The sequence below is a fragment of the Paenibacillus ihumii genome (assembly GCF_001403875.1).
GTDB classification, from domain to species: domain Bacteria; phylum Bacillota; class Bacilli; order Paenibacillales; family Paenibacillaceae; genus Fontibacillus; species Fontibacillus ihumii.
The window spans coordinates 457,195-472,557 of record NZ_LN884299.1 but is presented as its reverse complement, the minus strand read 5'-3'; the positions used below and the strand labels follow the sequence as shown (position 1 = coordinate 472,557).

Here is a 15,363-nt window from a genome sequence, read left to right as displayed (position 1 = left end):
GAGGAAACAAATTAAAAATTTCTAGAATGGAGTGATTTTATGTTATTTATTAATTTTAGTTCTGGACTGACTATTCTGGCTCTCGTTGCTATCGTGCTTATTTTGACGTTCATTTTCAAAAGGGATATTAAAAAAAGTACGGTGCTTAAGGATATGGGAAGTTTAATTCAATCTCTCTCCATCGCGATAGCCGTTGGTTATGGTTTGGTGTTTTTATCGGAAATCGGTAGCGTTCAGGACTTTAGCGGGAAGCTGCATTACAGTCTTGTTCTAATCTTCTATGGAGTTCTTATTAATTTAATTGCAAATTTATCTGCCCGAAAACACTCACAATAATCAGCTGTGAGAATCCTTTTTTTCTTTCCAATTCAATAAAGCTTGCTCATGACTGGCTGTCATGGTATCCACCCATAGGAGCATCTCCGGTAAATGGTGATTCGTTGATGGTGAAGAATTGCTCTTAGTCGCTAGTATGCCTTGTTCAACGATTCTCTTCAGGCTTTTGAAACCGTCGATCCTCATCTGAAGGGAGCGCTCCCAGATTGACTCACTAACGGAGTAGTGATCGATTCGCTCTCCAACTACCGATACCCGCTCTAGCAACCCACCCGATGTCAGCAGCCTTACATTGGTCGAGACACTGCCTCTGCTAACCTTCAGAAGGTTGGAAATCTGCTCGGCTGTCAGAGGTTGACCCGATACAAGCATCAACCCTAAGATTCGACCGCCGATTCGCGGGATTCCATAATCTTCGTAGTACACGCCCAGTTTCTCTATAAACAACATTTTAGCTTCATCCAATTCGAAATCTCGTGGTGTGTTCATGATTGGAATAACTCCTCTCTAGCATCTAATTACGGATTGATCAAAAACTGAGTAAGTGCATGGTTAAATACGGAAGGGTTATCTTGATTGGAACAGTGACTCGCCTGCGGGATTTCAATGAGTGTGCAATAAGGTTCGTTTGAAGCCCACGACGAAGCAATTTTCTTAATATTTCCGGTTCCGTCCTTCTCTCCATAAACGAGCAGGATAGGTTTATTGATTCGATAACCTTTCTCATAGTGAAGGCAAGAGGCGGTTGCCAGAAATATTTGAACAAAATCCTCCTTTCCGATTCGTTGAAAGGTTCTTTTTAAATAATCTTGTACATTTGGCCTTATAGCACTTGCTTTCACACTTTCACTTAATAAGTATTTCCAAGGATACAAGCGGATGAACATAGGGGTTATTTTCAAAATAAAGGCTTCGAATACTGACAATTTCATCGTGTTACAAGTGCAGTCAATCAGCACGAGCTTATCTACCCTGTCCGGATAATGAAAAACGAATTCTTGCGCCGTGTTCCCGCCCATCGATTGGCCGATAAGCGTGGCCTTCCCGATGCCTTCTTTATTCATGATCTCTACTAAATCATCGACGATCAATGTAATACTAAAATGTCTTCCCATGGGCCGTGACAGGCCGTGACCTCTTGCATCCCAGAGTAAAATATTAAAGCGCTGACTCACGGCATCTAATTGTTCGGTGAACATTTCATGGTCGGCACCCGCACCGTGTAAAAAAATGAGCCATGGGCGATTCCCTTGCTTTAAGATCCAGTAGTGGATATCACAATCGTCCTTGTTCAGTACCTTTTTGATTCGTCTATCCATGCGATCACCTCCATCTCAATAGAGTAGTTTCACTAATTTTAGTATACATTAAAATCGTTGAAAAAAACAAAACTAGAGCTCTTCGCATCACAGGTTCAACACACGACCTAGATTAAGATAGGAGCTATCTAAAGCTGTGTCGCGACGTCGTCGCGCCTGGATGAGGGGGAAGTCTTGAAAGAGAGTCTAACTACTAAGTTGTAGTCTAGGCTCTTTTTATCGTTTTCTCTTTTTTTACAAATGGATTATAATCTTGGGTAAAGAAGGTACATGGTTGTAAGAGAATAGTTGTGCGCCTGTGTTGTAAGGAAAGTGGAGGGATGGGGTAAAATGGAGATTGCACAAATGCTAGCTCATTGTTCATCTTTTCAGGATATAGCAATGGGAAACTCCACTTCCTAAGCTATTCGAAGAATAGCTGATGTAGCCTCTTTAATTATTAACTTCTATGAGGGAAGGTCATGTTATGACAAGGTTTATGATGTTGTTTATCGCAATTGGACTTGTTTTGTTTGGATGCAGTCAAGATCAAACCAATGGGAATAACTCAAAAGAGCCCCCTGTAGTCTCAGGAGATAGCAGCGCAGATCGTGCTTTAAATATGGAAGTATCGCGCAGCACTGAACAGAAGCTATTACCCGAATATGCGGCTAAAAATGAAAGTGGACTATCTGATCAGGATTTTGAAACGGCTTATGAAATGTGTGTGAAGGCGCTGTCTGACTATTATAAAGCGGTCTGGAACGGCTCGGATATCGAATTGGATACATTTATAGAAAACGATCACCTTAAACAGTATACGCAACAAAAAATTCAATCCCAATATGATGTGCATGCAAAACACAGTCTTACTGATAATCCGGTGCAGAATATTGATATTGGTGCTTGGGAAGTGGAGTACAGGGATGATGTGGATGGAGGTTATCTCTATTTACACTTACCGGTACAAATTAATATGACTGTAGGTGGTTATGGTGAAGGTACTGAGTTTCTCGTACGTAATGTAAACGGGAGGTTAGTCATTGTTGATTGGTACACGGGGGCAAAAGATAGTTATGATTTCATGGTGCGTGGAGGAAATCTAACAATTGATGACCCCGATATTTGGAACGATAGTGAATGGGTAAAGAAGTTGGATCGTATGACAGATGAATTTTAGAGTGATATTAGCGAGACTACAATGGTGCAAGGAATTCTTAAGAGTCTAATTAAAGTGTAGGAATCGCCTCAAGCTCCGCCACTAACAAACACCGAAAGGTGTTTTTTTATTCCCATAAATTTTTTGCAACGATGTCGATTCTGCCGTTGCTTGATCGTTGTATGTGTAGAGACGCGAAATTGCGAAGAAAAACATCCTCAGCATTTCTTAAATCATTACATAAAAAAGGAGTGATTCATATGAAAGCTGTTAGATCAAAAGATGGGACGATGATTGCGTATGACAAAACAGGCCAGGGGCCAGCCGTAATACTCGTATCGGGAGCGTTCAGTTATCGGAAGTTCCCGGCACTGGTTCAATTAGCGGAGGTATTGTCCGAGCAATTCACGGTTTATAACTATGATCGGCGCGGACGTGGTAAAAGTGGGGACAATCAACCGTACCCCACCCAGCGCGAGATTGAGGAGCTGGAGGCGATGATTGAAGAGGCTGGAGGTTCGGCCTATGTATGGGGCATGTCCTTGCTCCGCAAGCGGCAGCTGCTGGGGTTCAGATCAACAAGCTTGCGCTGAATGAGCATGAAGCAGACGTATACGATGACGAAAATTGTCAACGATTTATCCAATATTGTGAAATATCATTTTGAAATTAAAATTGACGAAAGCTCGATTAATAACAGCCGATTTTTAACCTTATCTGAGGTGTTTTGCGTATCGGGTTCTGCATGATGAGTTGATTCCAGACAAGAGTGATTCATTATTTGAGCATGTCAGGGACAAATATCCAGAATCATATGCTTGTGCTAAGAAGATTATCAATTATTTTGAGAACGAATTATTCTAAGAAGTTGACCAATGAAGAACTGCGGAGTATTTCTTCGCTATGTGATGAACGAGAGCAGGATCTGGCACTGTTTATGAATAAAGATTTGCAGCAATATATCGGGCAGCAGGGGATCGAATTGATCCGTTATAGTCAGCTATGAAACCTGCTGAAAGGCTAGATTGAATGATCCATCATTTTACTCTTGAGGGATAGAGGGACACTTCATGCAGCGGTTTGCTGCTGTAAGTGTCCCTTGTTCAATTGCACCTTAATTATAGCTGGTCGAATATATTGGAAAGTCGACTATCTGATCAGGATTTTGAAACGGCTCAGCTATTGAACAGGATGCATTTATCCAATTACCTTTATATAACTCGAATGGTAGTGGGCACTTCATCCATACATATATTAATCCTTAGAGATAACGACATTGAAATCATATCCCATCACAGTAAGTCCTACAAAGATATCTCCTTTGGAATAATAGGAAATCTCATTATCGGATGTATCACTTTCATAGATATACCCCTGCTTTTCCAATTCCTTAACATACTTTTGGATAGATTCATCAGTCGCATTCGTAACATCATATGCATACATCACCGTTTTTCCATCGGATAGCTCTATTCTTTTTCCGGACGAGATACCATTTACACTTGAATAATTAGGTATATCACCATTGTAATCCGAATAAAACTGTCCCTTTCCGGTGTTAATTTCCACTCTTCCAAGTTGATCATTCCAAACATAGTCTACACCAGTAATGTCGCCTAACTTAGCAAGAGGAGGGGGGGACCTTGGATGGCTATTGATAGCGAAACTATAAATTTATATTGGCGCCTTACGGTTCGGGAAAACTTAGAATATTTTGCGGGCAACCGCGGTTTTGGCCGGTCCTATTCCCGATAGCTTAACCAATTCCAGCGGGAAATGGGAGGCCTCGGCGAACTTCAGGGTCACTATGATATTGCATGATGCGATCAACCGACTTTTTATCATGGAGGTAAAATATTCATGGGGCAAGACGCATCGATGTTTGTTCTGGATGCTCGAAAGTAACTTGCCGTATGGAACATCCTTTGAGGAAAGGCCCCCTCCAAAGGGGGCTTAATTTAAATTGCGAATATCTTATCAATTCGGCAGCATTCTGATGACCGTCCTGATCTCCTTGGTTTGGCTTGTTATCGTATTGGTAAGCGGGTTATTCACCCTGTCGCCATTCTGGTTGGCGCGGGCTTAAGCTATGCGTGTTTGCCATTCTTCTGAGCGGGATTGCATATTGCCAAAGCATTTAACTGCAAGGGAGTAAATGATGTTGAATAGAGGACAAAGATAATAACAAAAGAACCAAGCCCTGATGCTCAGGAGCTTGGTTTTTTACGCAATATCGAGTGTATTCGTAACCCTATTTTTGGAGCCATGATAAAAATATAATACTACAAAGATAAATATAAGTCTATATTTTTCTTCCAATTTCTCTATACTTTGGAGTAAATCAAGGGAAGAGAGGGATAAGGATGACCGTGAATCAAACGGAAGCGGAAGAAAGGACATATCTCAGCACTATGGTGTCCAGGCTGTACAAAGCGATCGAACGCTTGGAAAACCAAATTAGCACAACCCGTCATGAAGTCATTGAAGCAAAAAGGTATGTGTGGGATCACATGGCTGGACTTGATCCGGCAGAAAGAGCGGCCAACCGGGTCGACATTTCGCTCGCTATCGATCATGGGGAAAAGGCTGTCGACAAGCAGAGAAAACTCAGAAAATTAGTGGACGCCCCTTACTTCGGAAGAGTGGATTTCATTCCCGACGGACACGCGAAGGGAGATGCTTACTATATCGGGGTACACGCATTCAATGAAGAAGACAGCCAGGAGAATCTGATTTATGATTGGCGTTCCCCTGTCGCCAGCATGTTTTACGATTATAATGTCGGGAGAGCCGATTATTCGGCTCCTGCAGGAGTAATCGCAGGGGAGATCGGTTTAAAACGGCAGTTCAAGATTAAAGGCCAGGCAATGGAATACATGATTGAAAGCTCCATGAATATCAATGACGAGGTGCTGCAAAAAGAACTGAGCCAAACGTCAGACGAAAAAATGCGGAATATTGTCGCCACCATTCAGAAGGAGCAAAACGTCATTATCCGGAATGAGCATTCCCGCGAGCTGATTATTCAAGGTGTCGCCGGATCGGGAAAAACCTCGGTCGCGTTGCACCGCGTCGCCTTTTTACTGTACAGGTTTAAGGGAACGCTAACGTCTGACAACATTTTGATCATTTCACCAAACAAAGTCTTTTCCGACTATATATCCAACGTCCTGCCGGAGCTGGGGGAAGAAACCATATTACAAAAGGATGCTGGAGTTTTCCGATGTTTTTCCACTTGTATATTTGCAGATTCTAGTAGAAGGAGTGAACAGCTTCGATGCTGTAAAACATTTATTAGTGGATGAAATGCAGGACTATACCCCCGTTCAATATGCTGTAATATCACGTCTATTCACCTGTAAGAAGACGATTCTAGGAGACAGCAGCCAGTCCGTCAATCCTTATTCATCTTCATCGATCACCGAAATCCAAAAGGTTTTTCCCGAAGCGGATACAGTTGAACTATTAAAGAGCTACCGATCCACCATTGAAATCATCAACTTTGCTAGACAAATCAACCCGAACAGCAGGATCGTTCCCATTGAACGCCATGGCCTGCTCCCCCAGATCAAAAAATCCGAAAGTTGGGCTGGCGAATTGACGGATGTGAAGCAGGCAATCATGGAATTTCTGAATTCTGATCATCGCTCGTTAGGCATCGTTTGCAAGACGATGGCTCAAGCTGAGCAGCTTTATGAAGAAATCAAGGGTCTTCACAGGGATATCCATCTGCTCAATTTCAGCAGCGAGCGATTCTATGAGGGAATTATGGTAACTTCATGCCATATGGCAAAGGGCTTGGAGTTCGACCATGTGATCGTGCCGTTGGTTGACAGTTTGAATTATAAGACGGATATGGACAGAAGCCTGCTGTATATTGCGTGTACGAGAGCCATGCATGCATTGACGTTGACCTTCCATGGAGAGCAATCTTCGTTTATTACGAATGTAATCCTTTGAGACGGGTAATCCCGGCATCCCCTCCGTCAAGCCAAAAAGCTGTTCCCAACTAGGGGACAGCTTTCTTTATTAGGTTGTGATAAGCTGAACCGCATCCTAGTGTTTCAACGGGGGGCAGGAAACTCCACCCCAACCTTTGCGTGGCACTAAAATTAATAAAAAAACGCTGTTCTCACAGCGTCACGGACTTTATGGATCAACCGCTTTTTTCTTTGGTGTTTTGTCGCTGGGCTTGAACGTTAAGCCTTGGGAGTGCAAAGCATCCCTAAGTATTGGCATTGAACGCGGCCCTATACCGTGCAGCTGCAATATCTCACGTTCGGTAAAGGCCGATAGCTGTTGTAAAGTGGTGATCCCGTGGTGCTCTAATGCCCGTCTGGCAGGATTCGAAAGAAGCGAAAGGAATTCAGTGTCTGGTTTCATGTCTTGCTCACAAACCGGACAGGTTGGACAATCACTGCTTTTGTAGTATTGGTGTCCTTTAACGCAAGTTCTTAGTGTTTTTTGTGAAGGTGCCATCGTGGAAATCCTCCTTCAATTCTCATATTGGTAAATAGATCGTAAACACCGAGCCCTCACCCACCACGCTTTCCACCTCAACCCAGCCCCGATGGGCAAGGATGTTTTGCTGCGCAATCGCAAGCCCCAAGCCGCTTCCGCCGCTGGGACGGGCTCTGGAAGGGTCCGCCCTATAGAATCGGTTGAAGATATGAGGGAGCTCCTCTTCGGATATGCCGATACCGCTGTCTTCGACACGGATTCGGGCATAGGGCTGCTGCTGGTTGGGCAGGTGTGCCGTTTCAACAAGGATTCGGACTTGTCCGCCGGGATTCGTATAGTAGATGGCATTCGTCAGGATGTTATACAATGCTTGAAAAATTCGCGGCTTTTCTATTGAAATGGGAATAGACTCCTCCTTGAAGTGCATGGAAAGCTGTATTTGCTTATCCTCTAGCATATACTCCGTCTTCTCCACTACATCCTCCAGCAGTTTAACCAAGTTCTCTGTCCGCGGCTGCAGCTCCATCTTGCCGCTTTCGAGCTTGGACAAATCCAGTACATCATGAACTAATCGCGACAGCCGCAGTACTTCATCGAGTAGAGAAGCCTGCTTGGCGGCAGAAAGGGGTTGTCCTGTCTCGTGCGCCAGCTCCAATTCCCCTTGAATGATCATCAATGGGGTTTTTAATTCATGAGTGACATCGGACATCAATTGCTTTCGGATTTGTTCCGCGCCGGCCAGCGAATCGTTCATCTCTCGAAGAGCCTTGGAAATCGCTCCAAATTCATCTTTCCTTTGTTCGGGAAAGACGGCTGCAGCGCCATCCTTTTGGATGGACTCAATTCCTTTGATGATTTTGCGTATAGGGCTGGTCAGTCTCCACGACAACAAGAGGATTGTCAGCAGAGCCGCGATGCAAGTGAAGATCAACGAGGCTATGCCGATATTTGGCAGCATTTCGTACCACATTGTTTTAAATTCATAGATCTTGTACTGCGTCTCGTTCATCACGTACAGTCTGCCGATCTTCCGGTCACTCTCATCAAGCGCTAGCACGAAGCCCTCATTGCGAAGTTCATTCGCGCTTAGTTTTCCTTGCTGATATAAGACTTCCTCATCTGCAGATAGTACGACTTCGTTAAAAGAGCCGGTATATTTAAGCCTTGCGCTTTCGATATTGTCCCAAGAATTTCCGTTGTTACTGTAATAGTGTTCGAACTCGCTCCTGAGTGACTCGAACGTGTTCTTTTCCTCAAAATAGGCTAAATCGCGGGAAATATAAAACTGAATATGCGTGACGCCCAGCAGAAAAAGCATGACAAACACGATCAGAACGCTCATCGACAGAATCAGCTTGGTTCTAATCTTCATGTTCCGCTCCGAATCGGTAGCCAAATCCGTAGACCGTTTTAATATAATCAGAGCCCCGGCGGTCGCTCTCAATCTTCTTTCGAAGCTTGCTGATATGGGAGTCTACCGTTCGTTCGTCGATGATAAACTCCTCTTCGAAGGCATGCTGCAGCAGCTGCATCCGGGTGTACACCCGCCCGGGTCTCGAGGCTAGCAGGTGCAGGAGCTTGAATTCGGTCGGAGTGAGATGCAGTTCCTCACTTCCTTTAAATACTTGCAGACTGTCCTCATAAATCGTCAGATCCCCTCTTCGCAGCACGCTGTCGGACCTGTCGTTGTCGTTTCTATTCATTCGCCGGAGCAGCGAGCGGATTCGCGCGGAAAGCTCTCTCAGGCTGAAGGGCTTAGTCAGGTAGTCGTCCGCTCCCATTTCGAGGCCGACGATTTTGTCGGTCTCCTCGGATTTGGCCGTGACCATGATGATGCCGGGAGATCCTAATTGTCGGAGCTGCGTACAAGTGTCTAGGCCGCTCATTTGCGGAAGCATCCAGTCCAAGATGACGATATCCGGCTTATGTTTTGCAAAGAGCTGCAAAGCGGTTTTGCCGTCCATCGCGGTCAGACAATCGTATCCTTCGGTTTGAAGAAACGATTCCATGAGCGTTGCGATTTTGATTTCATCCTCTACGATCAGAACTTTGATTGCCATTTACTCACTCCTAAGTATATCCACTCCTGTTACCACTTTATAGGATATTCACAGCCTCCACAACCTGTAAATAGTTTCACCACAAGTTCGCAACATTTCGCTGGTAGTATTGCTAGCAAAGGAGCCTTTAGGGAGGGTTTGAACATGAGTTATAAGTTGTCTATTAAGAAAAAGCAATGGATCATCGTCATTCATGTGCTTTCAGTGGTCTGCTGGTTAGGCGGAGCCATGGTCATGCTGCTGCTCGGTACGTATATGCTGAAGGCGGAGAACGGCGAGCAGCTGTTTTACACTTTGGAAAATATGCATTTGATCGATGTTGTCTTCGTCCGGTACACCGCTCTTATTGCACTGCTTACCGGTATTGTATTGTCCCTTTGGACGCAATGGGGTCTCTTCAAGCATTATTGGATCCTGATTAAGCTGACCCTGACCTTATTGCTGATTACTTTCGGCATCGTCTATATGGCAGGTTGGTTATCCCAGCTCGTTCGAATCGCCGATCAAGGACGATTCCTTGTTCTAACCGACGCTGCCTTTCTAAACACAAGCTATTCATTAATAGGAGGGGCCATTGCCAATATCATTGCCTTGATCTTCATGACGGCGATCTCCTATTTCAAACCGTTCGGCAAAATCAAGCGTAAAGATCGTAAAGCGAATCCGGGTGCGACAGTCGCACAAAGCAACCGGTCATAAGGAGTGGAAATCATGTTCATGTTCGGAATGATAGTTAGTATTATATTTACAGTCAGTATGGCCTTATTTTGGGGGATCGCCGGCATCACTGCGGCAGGACTTCCCTACTCCATGACCAATCAAAGCTTGAAAAAGAAAAGAACCTTCTTGCTCCGGGGGGCTCGCACCGCAATTCTACTCTGCGCTGTTTGGTACGCAACGATGATCCTCCAAATCATCTTGGGCGGCTGGCTGTTTGTGGAGGGAATGGTCAAAACGCTAATACCTCTGACGGTAATTCCTCTATGTTATATAGCGATAAAGGTGCTTCCTCGGTTAAAGAGTTTACAGGATTCCGGCGGAGAACCGCCGACACAGGCAGCGCTGCAGACGGCGGCCCAACCTGGCATAGTGCTGTCCTTTTATGCGGCATCGCTCACATCCGGCATTTCCGCCTTCAGCCTTTTCTTTTTCCAATCCGTTCTGCCCGGTCCGGTTGAGATCGCTCAGCGGTTCATACTAGTTGCGCTCCTATTGCTTGTACCGGCGATTTTTTTGAGAAGAAGGTACTTGAAGCTGGTTCGAGGGGAACAGCTTCGGCGAGGGCTTGCTTTCAGACTGCTAAATTTTATCATCACAGTTATTCTCACAGCAGCGCTAGCGTTAATCTTCCTAGTGGCTAATGTGATCGTGGGCGTCAACACTACCAAACTGCCGGAGGCATCCGACATGATGGACCATAGCCTGATTGACGAAGGGGGAGGTGTGCCAACCCTGATGTCCATGGGCTCTGATCATCATAGTCATCAACAGCAGACAGATCATCATCAATCCGGCACAGTGGAGGTAGCCGCGCTGACCGGGGATATTTCTGCACCCGCTGATGTGAAATTTGAGCTGGTGGCGCAGCGCAAGGAGATAACGCTTGCTTCTGGCGCTGTCATCGATGCCTGGACATATAACGGAGAAATTGCTCCCGAGCTCAGGGTGAAGCATGGCGATATGATCGAAGTGAAGCTGGTCAATAAAGATATCGACAGCGGGGTTACGATTCATTGGCATGGCTATAACGTGCCGAATGCGATGGACGGCGTGCCGGGGATGACGCAGAATATCGTGGGGCCCGGGGAATCGTTCATATACAAGTTTCGGGCTGAGCAGGAGGGAAGCTACTGGTTCCACTCTCATCAGCAAGCGTCGGAGCAAGTGCGGAAAGGGCTTTTCGGCACGTTGATTGTCGAACCTGAGCAGGAATCGGAGGTCTATGATGAACAGCTGACCTTGATTAATCATCGATGGGATACCGACCAAGGATATACAAAAGCTTTTGGATCCCATGACGAATTGCAGTGGAAGCAGGTGAATCCGGGAGAAACCGTAAAGCTGAGAATTATGAACTCGCATAACATTTCCGAAAAGTATCTTCTGCAAGGAACAGATTTCCAAATCACAGCCATAGACGGGATGCGGATTCAAGACCCGCAGCCATTGTCCGGCCAAACCGCGTTCCGGCTTGGTTCAGGCGGCAGATATGACGTGACCTTTACGATGCCGGACCAACCTGTCCTGTTTAAACTAGGCAATGCCAATGACGAAAGCGATCCGGGAGTCATTTTTTATACCGAGACCCCTCCGGATAAACCGGTCTTCAAAGCAGAATCCGCTTTGTTTGATCCGTCCAATTATGGCAAGCCTGTGGTGAACGTTGTAACCGAGACAAATAAATTCGATCGGGAATTCGAAATGATTCTGGGAAACAAGATGGGATTTTACAACGGAATGTTTAATTTTCTATGGACAATCAATGGAGAGGTGTATCCCAGAGTTCCCTCTTTCGTCGTCAAAGAAGGCGATAGGGTTAAAACGACGTTTATCAATAAAAGTCTGACCGAGCACCCCATGCATCTGCATGGGCATCATATGACCGTACTCAAGAAAAACAACGAGAAGGTGAATACGCCGTGGCTCACCGATACGTTAAACGTCTTGCCCGGCGAATCGTATGAGGTCGCATTTATCGCGGATAATCCAGGCATGTGGATGGATCACTGTCACAACTTGGACCACGCGGCAACGGGCATGATCTTGCATCTCATGTACGATAACGTGCTTCCTTCGTATGAAGTAGGGACAAGGTCCGGAAACCTGCCTGATTAATAAACGAAGTGGAGAAAGGACAGGTGTGCATCCTGTCCTTTTTTTAATAGATGAAGATAAACGCATAATAAGTTTACGGTCGTTCAAGGTTTACAGTTCGACTCTCCAGTTGCCCATCATTTTAGCGACTTCCGGATCACGGTACGATAAGAATAGGCTTTCCCGCGTATCGAGGGCGGAAATTTGTTCGATGTCGTCCGCGCGGAGCTCAAAATCGAAGATGTCAAAGTTTTCAACGATCCGCTCTTTGCGCACCGATTTTGGAATGACCACGATTCCACGCTGAACAAGCCAGCGCAACACAACCTGGGCGACGGACTTGTTGTGTTTTTCGGCGATTGAAATCAGTACCTCGTTGCCGAACATGTTGCCCCGTCCTTCAGCAAACGGCGCCCACGACTGGTGCTGCACTCCTTGCTCTTGCATAAAAGCGGCGCTCTCGACCTGGTGGTAGAACGGGTGCGTTTCGATCTGGTTGACGGCAGGTACGATTTCGTTATGCACGATGAGGTCCATCAGACGGTCGGGCAGGAAGTTGCTGACACCGATCGCCTTGATCTTGCCTTCGCGGTACAGATCTTCCATCGCGCGCCAAGCGCCGTAGTAATCGCCGAACGGCTGGTGAATCAGGTACAGATCGAGGTAGTCGAGCTGCAGCTTCTTCAGAGATTTGGCAAACGCCAGCTTGGTACTCTCGTAGCCGGCATCCTGAACCCAGAGCTTGGTCGTGATGAACAGCTCCTCGCGCGGTACGCCGCTGCGCTTGATCGCGCGTCCGACCGCTTCCTCGTTCAAATAACCGGCGGCAGTATCGATCAGGCGGTAACCGGCCATGAGTGCTTCATATACGGCGTTCTCGCATTCTTCAGCGTCCGGAACTTGGTAGACGCCGAAGCCGATGATCGGCATTTTCACTCCGTTGTTCAAGGTTACGGTTTGCATGGTAATTCCTCCTATTGTTCAAATGTATAACAGCAAACGGCTGCGAATCCCGTGGGATTGGCACTGCAGAGTGGGGGATTCCGCTTGCAGCCGATTTGCATTACAATCAGCTTAGAACCTTCGTGTTACACGAAGTCAAGTCGTCTTCAGAAAATTATTTTCCAAGGAGGATTTCACATGCATACGGTCAAAGAAGCTGCCCAGATCACGGGACTTACCGAGCACGCCGTGCGCTTTTACACGGATAAAGGCCTGGTGCCAAGCGTACAGCGCAATGAGAATAATATCCGGATGTTCGACGAAGAATCGATCAACTGGCTGCATGGCGTCAAATGCCTCAAGCAATCCGGGATGCCGATTGATGTCATTAAAAGATACGTCGATTTATGTCTTGAAGGGGATGCGACCATACCACAACGCTACACACTCATGATGGAGCATAAAGAAGCGGCGCTCGCCAAGCTCGAAGAAGCCAAACGGCACGTTGCCCACTTGGAGGAAAAAACCGATCTATATCAGGCTATTCTTGAGCACCGCTCCCCGGACACGACCAATCCCGGCAATTGGGACAAAATTCAGCATATGCATAGTGACGTATTTTACTCGTCCTCCATTCGGAAGGCGTAAGGATATCCGTCTCCACCTGTCGGACCATCACCATCTAGAGTAGCAAGCGAATGATAGTTTTGGCGCCATCCTGCCCTGTACGAGTCCCCATATAATTGCTAAATGCGCTGCTTTTATCGCCTTTAAACCCGTTAAGCGGAACCTTTTTGAAAAAAGGCTGCCTGATGCGAGCGGATATCCAGGATAGGGCCGTAGGTTGCCCGAATATAATCAGGATGGTCGGTTAGGCTCCTCGGGTCGGAATCAAGAGTGGCTCTGACCCATTGTTCAAACCAGCCTTTCGGAATCAAATCGCTGCGCTTTTGTTCTGGCGCTGCGCTTAGCCAGCGTTCCTTCGTGCTGGCGACAGCGACAAGGCGGTAGGAACCAAGCGCCCCCCCGGTATCAATTGGAACTGGTTTGGAGCTTAGCCATTGCGGAGCGATAAGCGTAAGCTTGTTAACTTTATCATTGTTTTGGCTGGTATAGGCTCCCGCAACCGTCCCTCCCCAGGACATCCCCAGTACGTTAACTTTCGTTATAAGCTCTGTCTCCTTTATTTCGGATTTTACATTTTAGAAATATTTTATTTTTCCTTTCGAGGGACTTTAGACTCCTCCCCTAAACTAAGGTTGTAGGCACGAAAGAGAAGCCATATAACCTTAAAGGAGCGAGTTGGAAATGAAAAAGAAAAGCAAAGTATTGATGATCGGTGCATCGTTGGCTGCAGTAAGCATGTTTTCGGTGGCGGCATTTGCCTCCACGCCGGAGATGGAGGGTTACAAGGCCTTCAAAGAGGTGCTGAAAGCGAACCAGATGTCGGAGCAAACGCTCGAGAGTGCAACGGTGAACGGAAACTTTGCGGTAACGCTGAATGGCGAGACGGTACTGGAGGCGGACGGCTTGACGAAGTTCAAGGTTGCGGGAGATAAGCACAGCGTAAGCAGCGACTTTGACTTCACCCTCAAGGGCGTTGAACGCAGCGGCAGCATGTATAGCAGCGGCGATGACACGGCCTATCTCGTAGACCGGACGCACGGTTTGGACTATCAGGTGATTAACCTGGACGATGAGCATGCCGGGAAGCACCATGAGTGGAAGGAAGAGGGGGACTTCGATCCTCGTCCGATGAATCAAGCAGAGGAAGCGCTGCTCGATTTCATAGTTGGCGACCTCAAGGATAATTTCAGTGTAGTGAATCATGCGGATCATTCAAAGACGATTTCGGTCGACGTTAGCAAAGAGGAGGTTCCGCTTGTGGTCCGTTTGTTGATGGACGTGGCATCGGCCGACGGCAGAAAGGGACACTCGAATGCTTCGGAAGTGCCGGCAGAGTGGGAGAAACTGAAGCAGATTCCTTTCTTCCAGGGTTTTGAAGCAGCAAATCTTGAGGAGCAGCTGCCGGAGCTGACAGAGGAGGTCGCCATTGAGCATTTGCGTCTGCAATTGACGGTCGATGCGGACAACAGGCTGCAAGGGGTGCAAGGCAAGCTTGAGGTGAGCGGCAAGGACAAAGCGGGCGTCGTCCATCGCGTGGAAATGGAGGGCGAAGGCGGCATCAGCGGCATCAACGCTACGACGCCTGATGTGTATCATCCTGCTGGCAAGTCTATAGAGATCATTGACGCCGAAGCGTTCGAGGGCCGCAGCTAATAGCTCATTTCGG

21 protein-coding genes are annotated in these 15,363 nt (G+C 46.7%); 12 read left to right on the top strand and 9 right to left on the bottom strand.

Going from position 1 to position 15,363, the window contains the following annotated elements; all coding sequences use genetic code 11:
* Window positions 1-39 precede the first annotated feature (39 nt).
* Window positions 40-336, top strand: a complete 297-nt coding sequence (locus BN2762_RS09925) for a hypothetical protein (protein WP_055106849.1) — start codon at window positions 40-42, stop codon at window positions 334-336.
* Here the strand turns inward: BN2762_RS09925 and BN2762_RS09920 are convergent, their stop codons facing one another.
* Both BN2762_RS09920 and BN2762_RS09915 read right to left on the bottom strand, forming a co-directional pair.
* Window positions 337-825: a GbsR/MarR family transcriptional regulator gene (locus BN2762_RS09920; protein ID WP_055106848.1), complete on the bottom strand. Its 489-nt coding sequence runs from the start codon at window positions 823-825 to the stop codon at window positions 337-339.
* Window positions 826-854: 29 nt separating this feature from the next.
* A complete protein-coding gene (locus tag BN2762_RS09915) occupies window positions 855-1,655 on the bottom strand; it encodes an alpha/beta fold hydrolase (RefSeq protein WP_055106847.1) in 801 nt (266 codons plus the stop codon).
* A gap of 466 nt (window positions 1,656-2,121) precedes the next feature.
* Here BN2762_RS09915 and BN2762_RS09910 point away from each other — a divergent pair, with 466 nt between their 5' ends.
* The 4 genes from BN2762_RS09910 to BN2762_RS26865 all read left to right on the top strand — a co-directional run bounded on the left by BN2762_RS09910 (window position 2,122) and on the right by BN2762_RS26865 (window position 3,799).
* Complete coding sequence (locus BN2762_RS09910; protein WP_055106846.1) at window positions 2,122-2,814, top strand: hypothetical protein; 693 nt, start codon at window positions 2,122-2,124, stop codon at window positions 2,812-2,814.
* 239 nt (window positions 2,815-3,053) lie between these two features.
* Entirely contained in the window at window positions 3,054-3,386 is a 333-nt protein-coding gene (locus BN2762_RS09905) for an alpha/beta fold hydrolase (protein WP_230202475.1), read from the top strand.
* A gap of 160 nt (window positions 3,387-3,546) precedes the next feature.
* Window positions 3,547-3,657, top strand: a complete 111-nt coding sequence (locus tag BN2762_RS27620; protein ID WP_230202474.1) for a PRD domain-containing protein — start codon at window positions 3,547-3,549, stop codon at window positions 3,655-3,657.
* Window positions 3,638-3,799 (top strand): hypothetical protein, encoded by a 162-nt coding sequence (locus tag BN2762_RS26865; protein WP_154674768.1) that lies wholly within the window; start codon window positions 3,638-3,640, stop codon window positions 3,797-3,799. The genes BN2762_RS27620 and BN2762_RS26865 overlap by 20 nt, the downstream gene beginning before the upstream one ends.
* Before the next feature lie 248 nt (window positions 3,800-4,047).
* Here BN2762_RS26865 and BN2762_RS26860 read toward each other — a convergent pair whose 3' ends face one another.
* Together BN2762_RS26860 and BN2762_RS27615 are read right to left on the bottom strand one after the other, a co-directional pair.
* Window positions 4,048-4,362 carry a hypothetical protein gene (locus BN2762_RS26860; protein WP_148499915.1) on the bottom strand — a complete coding sequence of 105 codons (315 nt, stop codon included), beginning with the start codon at window positions 4,360-4,362 and terminating at the stop codon, window positions 4,048-4,050.
* Between the two features lie 135 nt (window positions 4,363-4,497).
* Entirely contained in the window at window positions 4,498-4,638 is a 141-nt protein-coding gene (locus BN2762_RS27615) for a hypothetical protein (protein WP_222861055.1), read from the bottom strand.
* A 118-nt stretch (window positions 4,639-4,756) separates the two neighbouring features.
* On the opposite strand from BN2762_RS27615, the gene BN2762_RS28060 reads away from it, so the two are divergent.
* The 3 genes from BN2762_RS28060 (at window position 4,757) to BN2762_RS28150 (ending at window position 6,753) form a co-directional block, all read left to right on the top strand.
* Window positions 4,757-4,879 carry a hypothetical protein gene (locus BN2762_RS28060; RefSeq protein ID WP_262362803.1) on the top strand — a complete coding sequence of 41 codons (123 nt, stop codon included), beginning with the start codon at window positions 4,757-4,759 and terminating at the stop codon, window positions 4,877-4,879.
* Window positions 4,880-5,156: 277 nt separating this feature from the next.
* Window positions 5,157-6,098 (top strand): HelD family protein, encoded by a 942-nt coding sequence (locus tag BN2762_RS28155; protein WP_316246784.1) that lies wholly within the window; start codon window positions 5,157-5,159, stop codon window positions 6,096-6,098.
* A 1-nt stretch (window position 6,099) separates the two neighbouring features.
* Window positions 6,100-6,753 (top strand): ATP-binding domain-containing protein, encoded by a 654-nt coding sequence (locus BN2762_RS28150; RefSeq protein WP_316246827.1) that lies wholly within the window; start codon window positions 6,100-6,102, stop codon window positions 6,751-6,753.
* A gap of 189 nt (window positions 6,754-6,942) precedes the next feature.
* Here BN2762_RS28150 and BN2762_RS09885 read toward each other — a convergent pair whose 3' ends face one another.
* From BN2762_RS09885 to BN2762_RS09875, 3 genes are read right to left on the bottom strand one after another with little or no spacing between them, the layout of a single operon-like run.
* Window positions 6,943-7,272 (bottom strand): RNA polymerase alpha subunit C-terminal domain-containing protein, encoded by a 330-nt coding sequence (locus BN2762_RS09885; protein ID WP_055106843.1) that lies wholly within the window; start codon window positions 7,270-7,272, stop codon window positions 6,943-6,945.
* Between the two features lie 22 nt (window positions 7,273-7,294).
* Window positions 7,295-8,626, bottom strand: a complete 1,332-nt coding sequence (locus tag BN2762_RS09880; RefSeq protein WP_055106842.1) for a HAMP domain-containing sensor histidine kinase — start codon at window positions 8,624-8,626, stop codon at window positions 7,295-7,297.
* Complete coding sequence (locus tag BN2762_RS09875; protein ID WP_055106841.1) at window positions 8,616-9,314, bottom strand: response regulator; 699 nt, start codon at window positions 9,312-9,314, stop codon at window positions 8,616-8,618. Before BN2762_RS09875 ends, BN2762_RS09880 begins: the two co-directional genes overlap by 11 nt.
* Before the next feature lie 144 nt (window positions 9,315-9,458).
* Between BN2762_RS09875 and BN2762_RS09870 the strand changes: the two genes are divergently transcribed.
* Both BN2762_RS09870 and BN2762_RS09865 read left to right on the top strand, forming a co-directional pair.
* Window positions 9,459-10,013 carry a hypothetical protein gene (locus BN2762_RS09870; protein WP_055106840.1) on the top strand — a complete coding sequence of 185 codons (555 nt, stop codon included), beginning with the start codon at window positions 9,459-9,461 and terminating at the stop codon, window positions 10,011-10,013.
* A 12-nt stretch (window positions 10,014-10,025) separates the two neighbouring features.
* Complete coding sequence (locus tag BN2762_RS09865) at window positions 10,026-12,149, top strand: multicopper oxidase family protein (RefSeq protein WP_230202473.1); 2,124 nt, start codon at window positions 10,026-10,028, stop codon at window positions 12,147-12,149.
* 90 nt (window positions 12,150-12,239) lie between these two features.
* On the opposite strand, the gene BN2762_RS09860 is transcribed toward BN2762_RS09865, so the two are convergent.
* On the bottom strand, window positions 12,240-13,091 hold the full coding sequence (locus BN2762_RS09860) for an aldo/keto reductase (protein WP_055106839.1): 852 nt from the start codon (window positions 13,089-13,091) through the stop codon (window positions 12,240-12,242).
* 177 nt (window positions 13,092-13,268) lie between these two features.
* On the opposite strand from BN2762_RS09860, the gene BN2762_RS09855 reads away from it, so the two are divergent.
* Window positions 13,269-13,718, top strand: coding sequence for a MerR family transcriptional regulator (locus BN2762_RS09855; RefSeq protein WP_055106838.1), 450 nt, complete (start codon window positions 13,269-13,271; stop codon window positions 13,716-13,718).
* A 131-nt stretch (window positions 13,719-13,849) separates the two neighbouring features.
* Here BN2762_RS09855 and BN2762_RS09850 read toward each other — a convergent pair whose 3' ends face one another.
* Window positions 13,850-14,239: an alpha/beta fold hydrolase gene (locus BN2762_RS09850; RefSeq protein ID WP_262362844.1), complete on the bottom strand. Its 390-nt coding sequence runs from the start codon at window positions 14,237-14,239 to the stop codon at window positions 13,850-13,852.
* Between the two features lie 139 nt (window positions 14,240-14,378).
* On the opposite strand from BN2762_RS09850, the gene BN2762_RS09845 reads away from it, so the two are divergent.
* Window positions 14,379-15,350 (top strand): hypothetical protein, encoded by a 972-nt coding sequence (locus tag BN2762_RS09845; protein ID WP_055106837.1) that lies wholly within the window; start codon window positions 14,379-14,381, stop codon window positions 15,348-15,350.
* Window positions 15,351-15,363 lie beyond the last annotated feature (13 nt).

Bases quoted from the DNA above. Each gene is read 5' to 3' on its own strand.
- BN2762_RS09925 (WP_055106849.1), top strand. From the start codon at position 40: ATGTTATTTATTAATTTTAGTTCTGGACTGACTATTCTGGCTCTCGTT.
- BN2762_RS09920 (WP_055106848.1), bottom strand. From the start codon at position 825: ATGAACACACCACGAGATTTCGAATTGGATGAAGCTAAAATGTTGTTT.
- BN2762_RS09915 (WP_055106847.1), bottom strand. From the start codon at position 1,655: ATGGATAGACGAATCAAAAAGGTACTGAACAAGGACGATTGTGATATC.
- BN2762_RS09910 (WP_055106846.1), top strand. From the start codon at position 2,122: ATGACAAGGTTTATGATGTTGTTTATCGCAATTGGACTTGTTTTGTTT.
- BN2762_RS09905 (WP_230202475.1), top strand. From the start codon at position 3,054: ATGAAAGCTGTTAGATCAAAAGATGGGACGATGATTGCGTATGACAAA.
- BN2762_RS27615 (WP_222861055.1), bottom strand. From the start codon at position 4,638: ATGATAAAAAGTCGGTTGATCGCATCATGCAATATCATAGTGACCCTG.
- BN2762_RS28155 (WP_316246784.1), top strand. From the start codon at position 5,157: ATGACCGTGAATCAAACGGAAGCGGAAGAAAGGACATATCTCAGCACT.
- BN2762_RS28150 (WP_316246827.1), top strand. From the start codon at position 6,100: ATGCAGGACTATACCCCCGTTCAATATGCTGTAATATCACGTCTATTC.
- BN2762_RS09885 (WP_055106843.1), bottom strand. From the start codon at position 7,272: ATGGCACCTTCACAAAAAACACTAAGAACTTGCGTTAAAGGACACCAA.
- BN2762_RS09880 (WP_055106842.1), bottom strand. From the start codon at position 8,626: ATGAAGATTAGAACCAAGCTGATTCTGTCGATGAGCGTTCTGATCGTG.
- BN2762_RS09875 (WP_055106841.1), bottom strand. From the start codon at position 9,314: ATGGCAATCAAAGTTCTGATCGTAGAGGATGAAATCAAAATCGCAACG.
- BN2762_RS09870 (WP_055106840.1), top strand. From the start codon at position 9,459: ATGAGTTATAAGTTGTCTATTAAGAAAAAGCAATGGATCATCGTCATT.
- BN2762_RS09865 (WP_230202473.1), top strand. From the start codon at position 10,026: ATGTTCATGTTCGGAATGATAGTTAGTATTATATTTACAGTCAGTATG.
- BN2762_RS09860 (WP_055106839.1), bottom strand. From the start codon at position 13,091: ATGCAAACCGTAACCTTGAACAACGGAGTGAAAATGCCGATCATCGGC.
- BN2762_RS09855 (WP_055106838.1), top strand. From the start codon at position 13,269: ATGCATACGGTCAAAGAAGCTGCCCAGATCACGGGACTTACCGAGCAC.
- BN2762_RS09845 (WP_055106837.1), top strand. From the start codon at position 14,379: ATGAAAAAGAAAAGCAAAGTATTGATGATCGGTGCATCGTTGGCTGCA.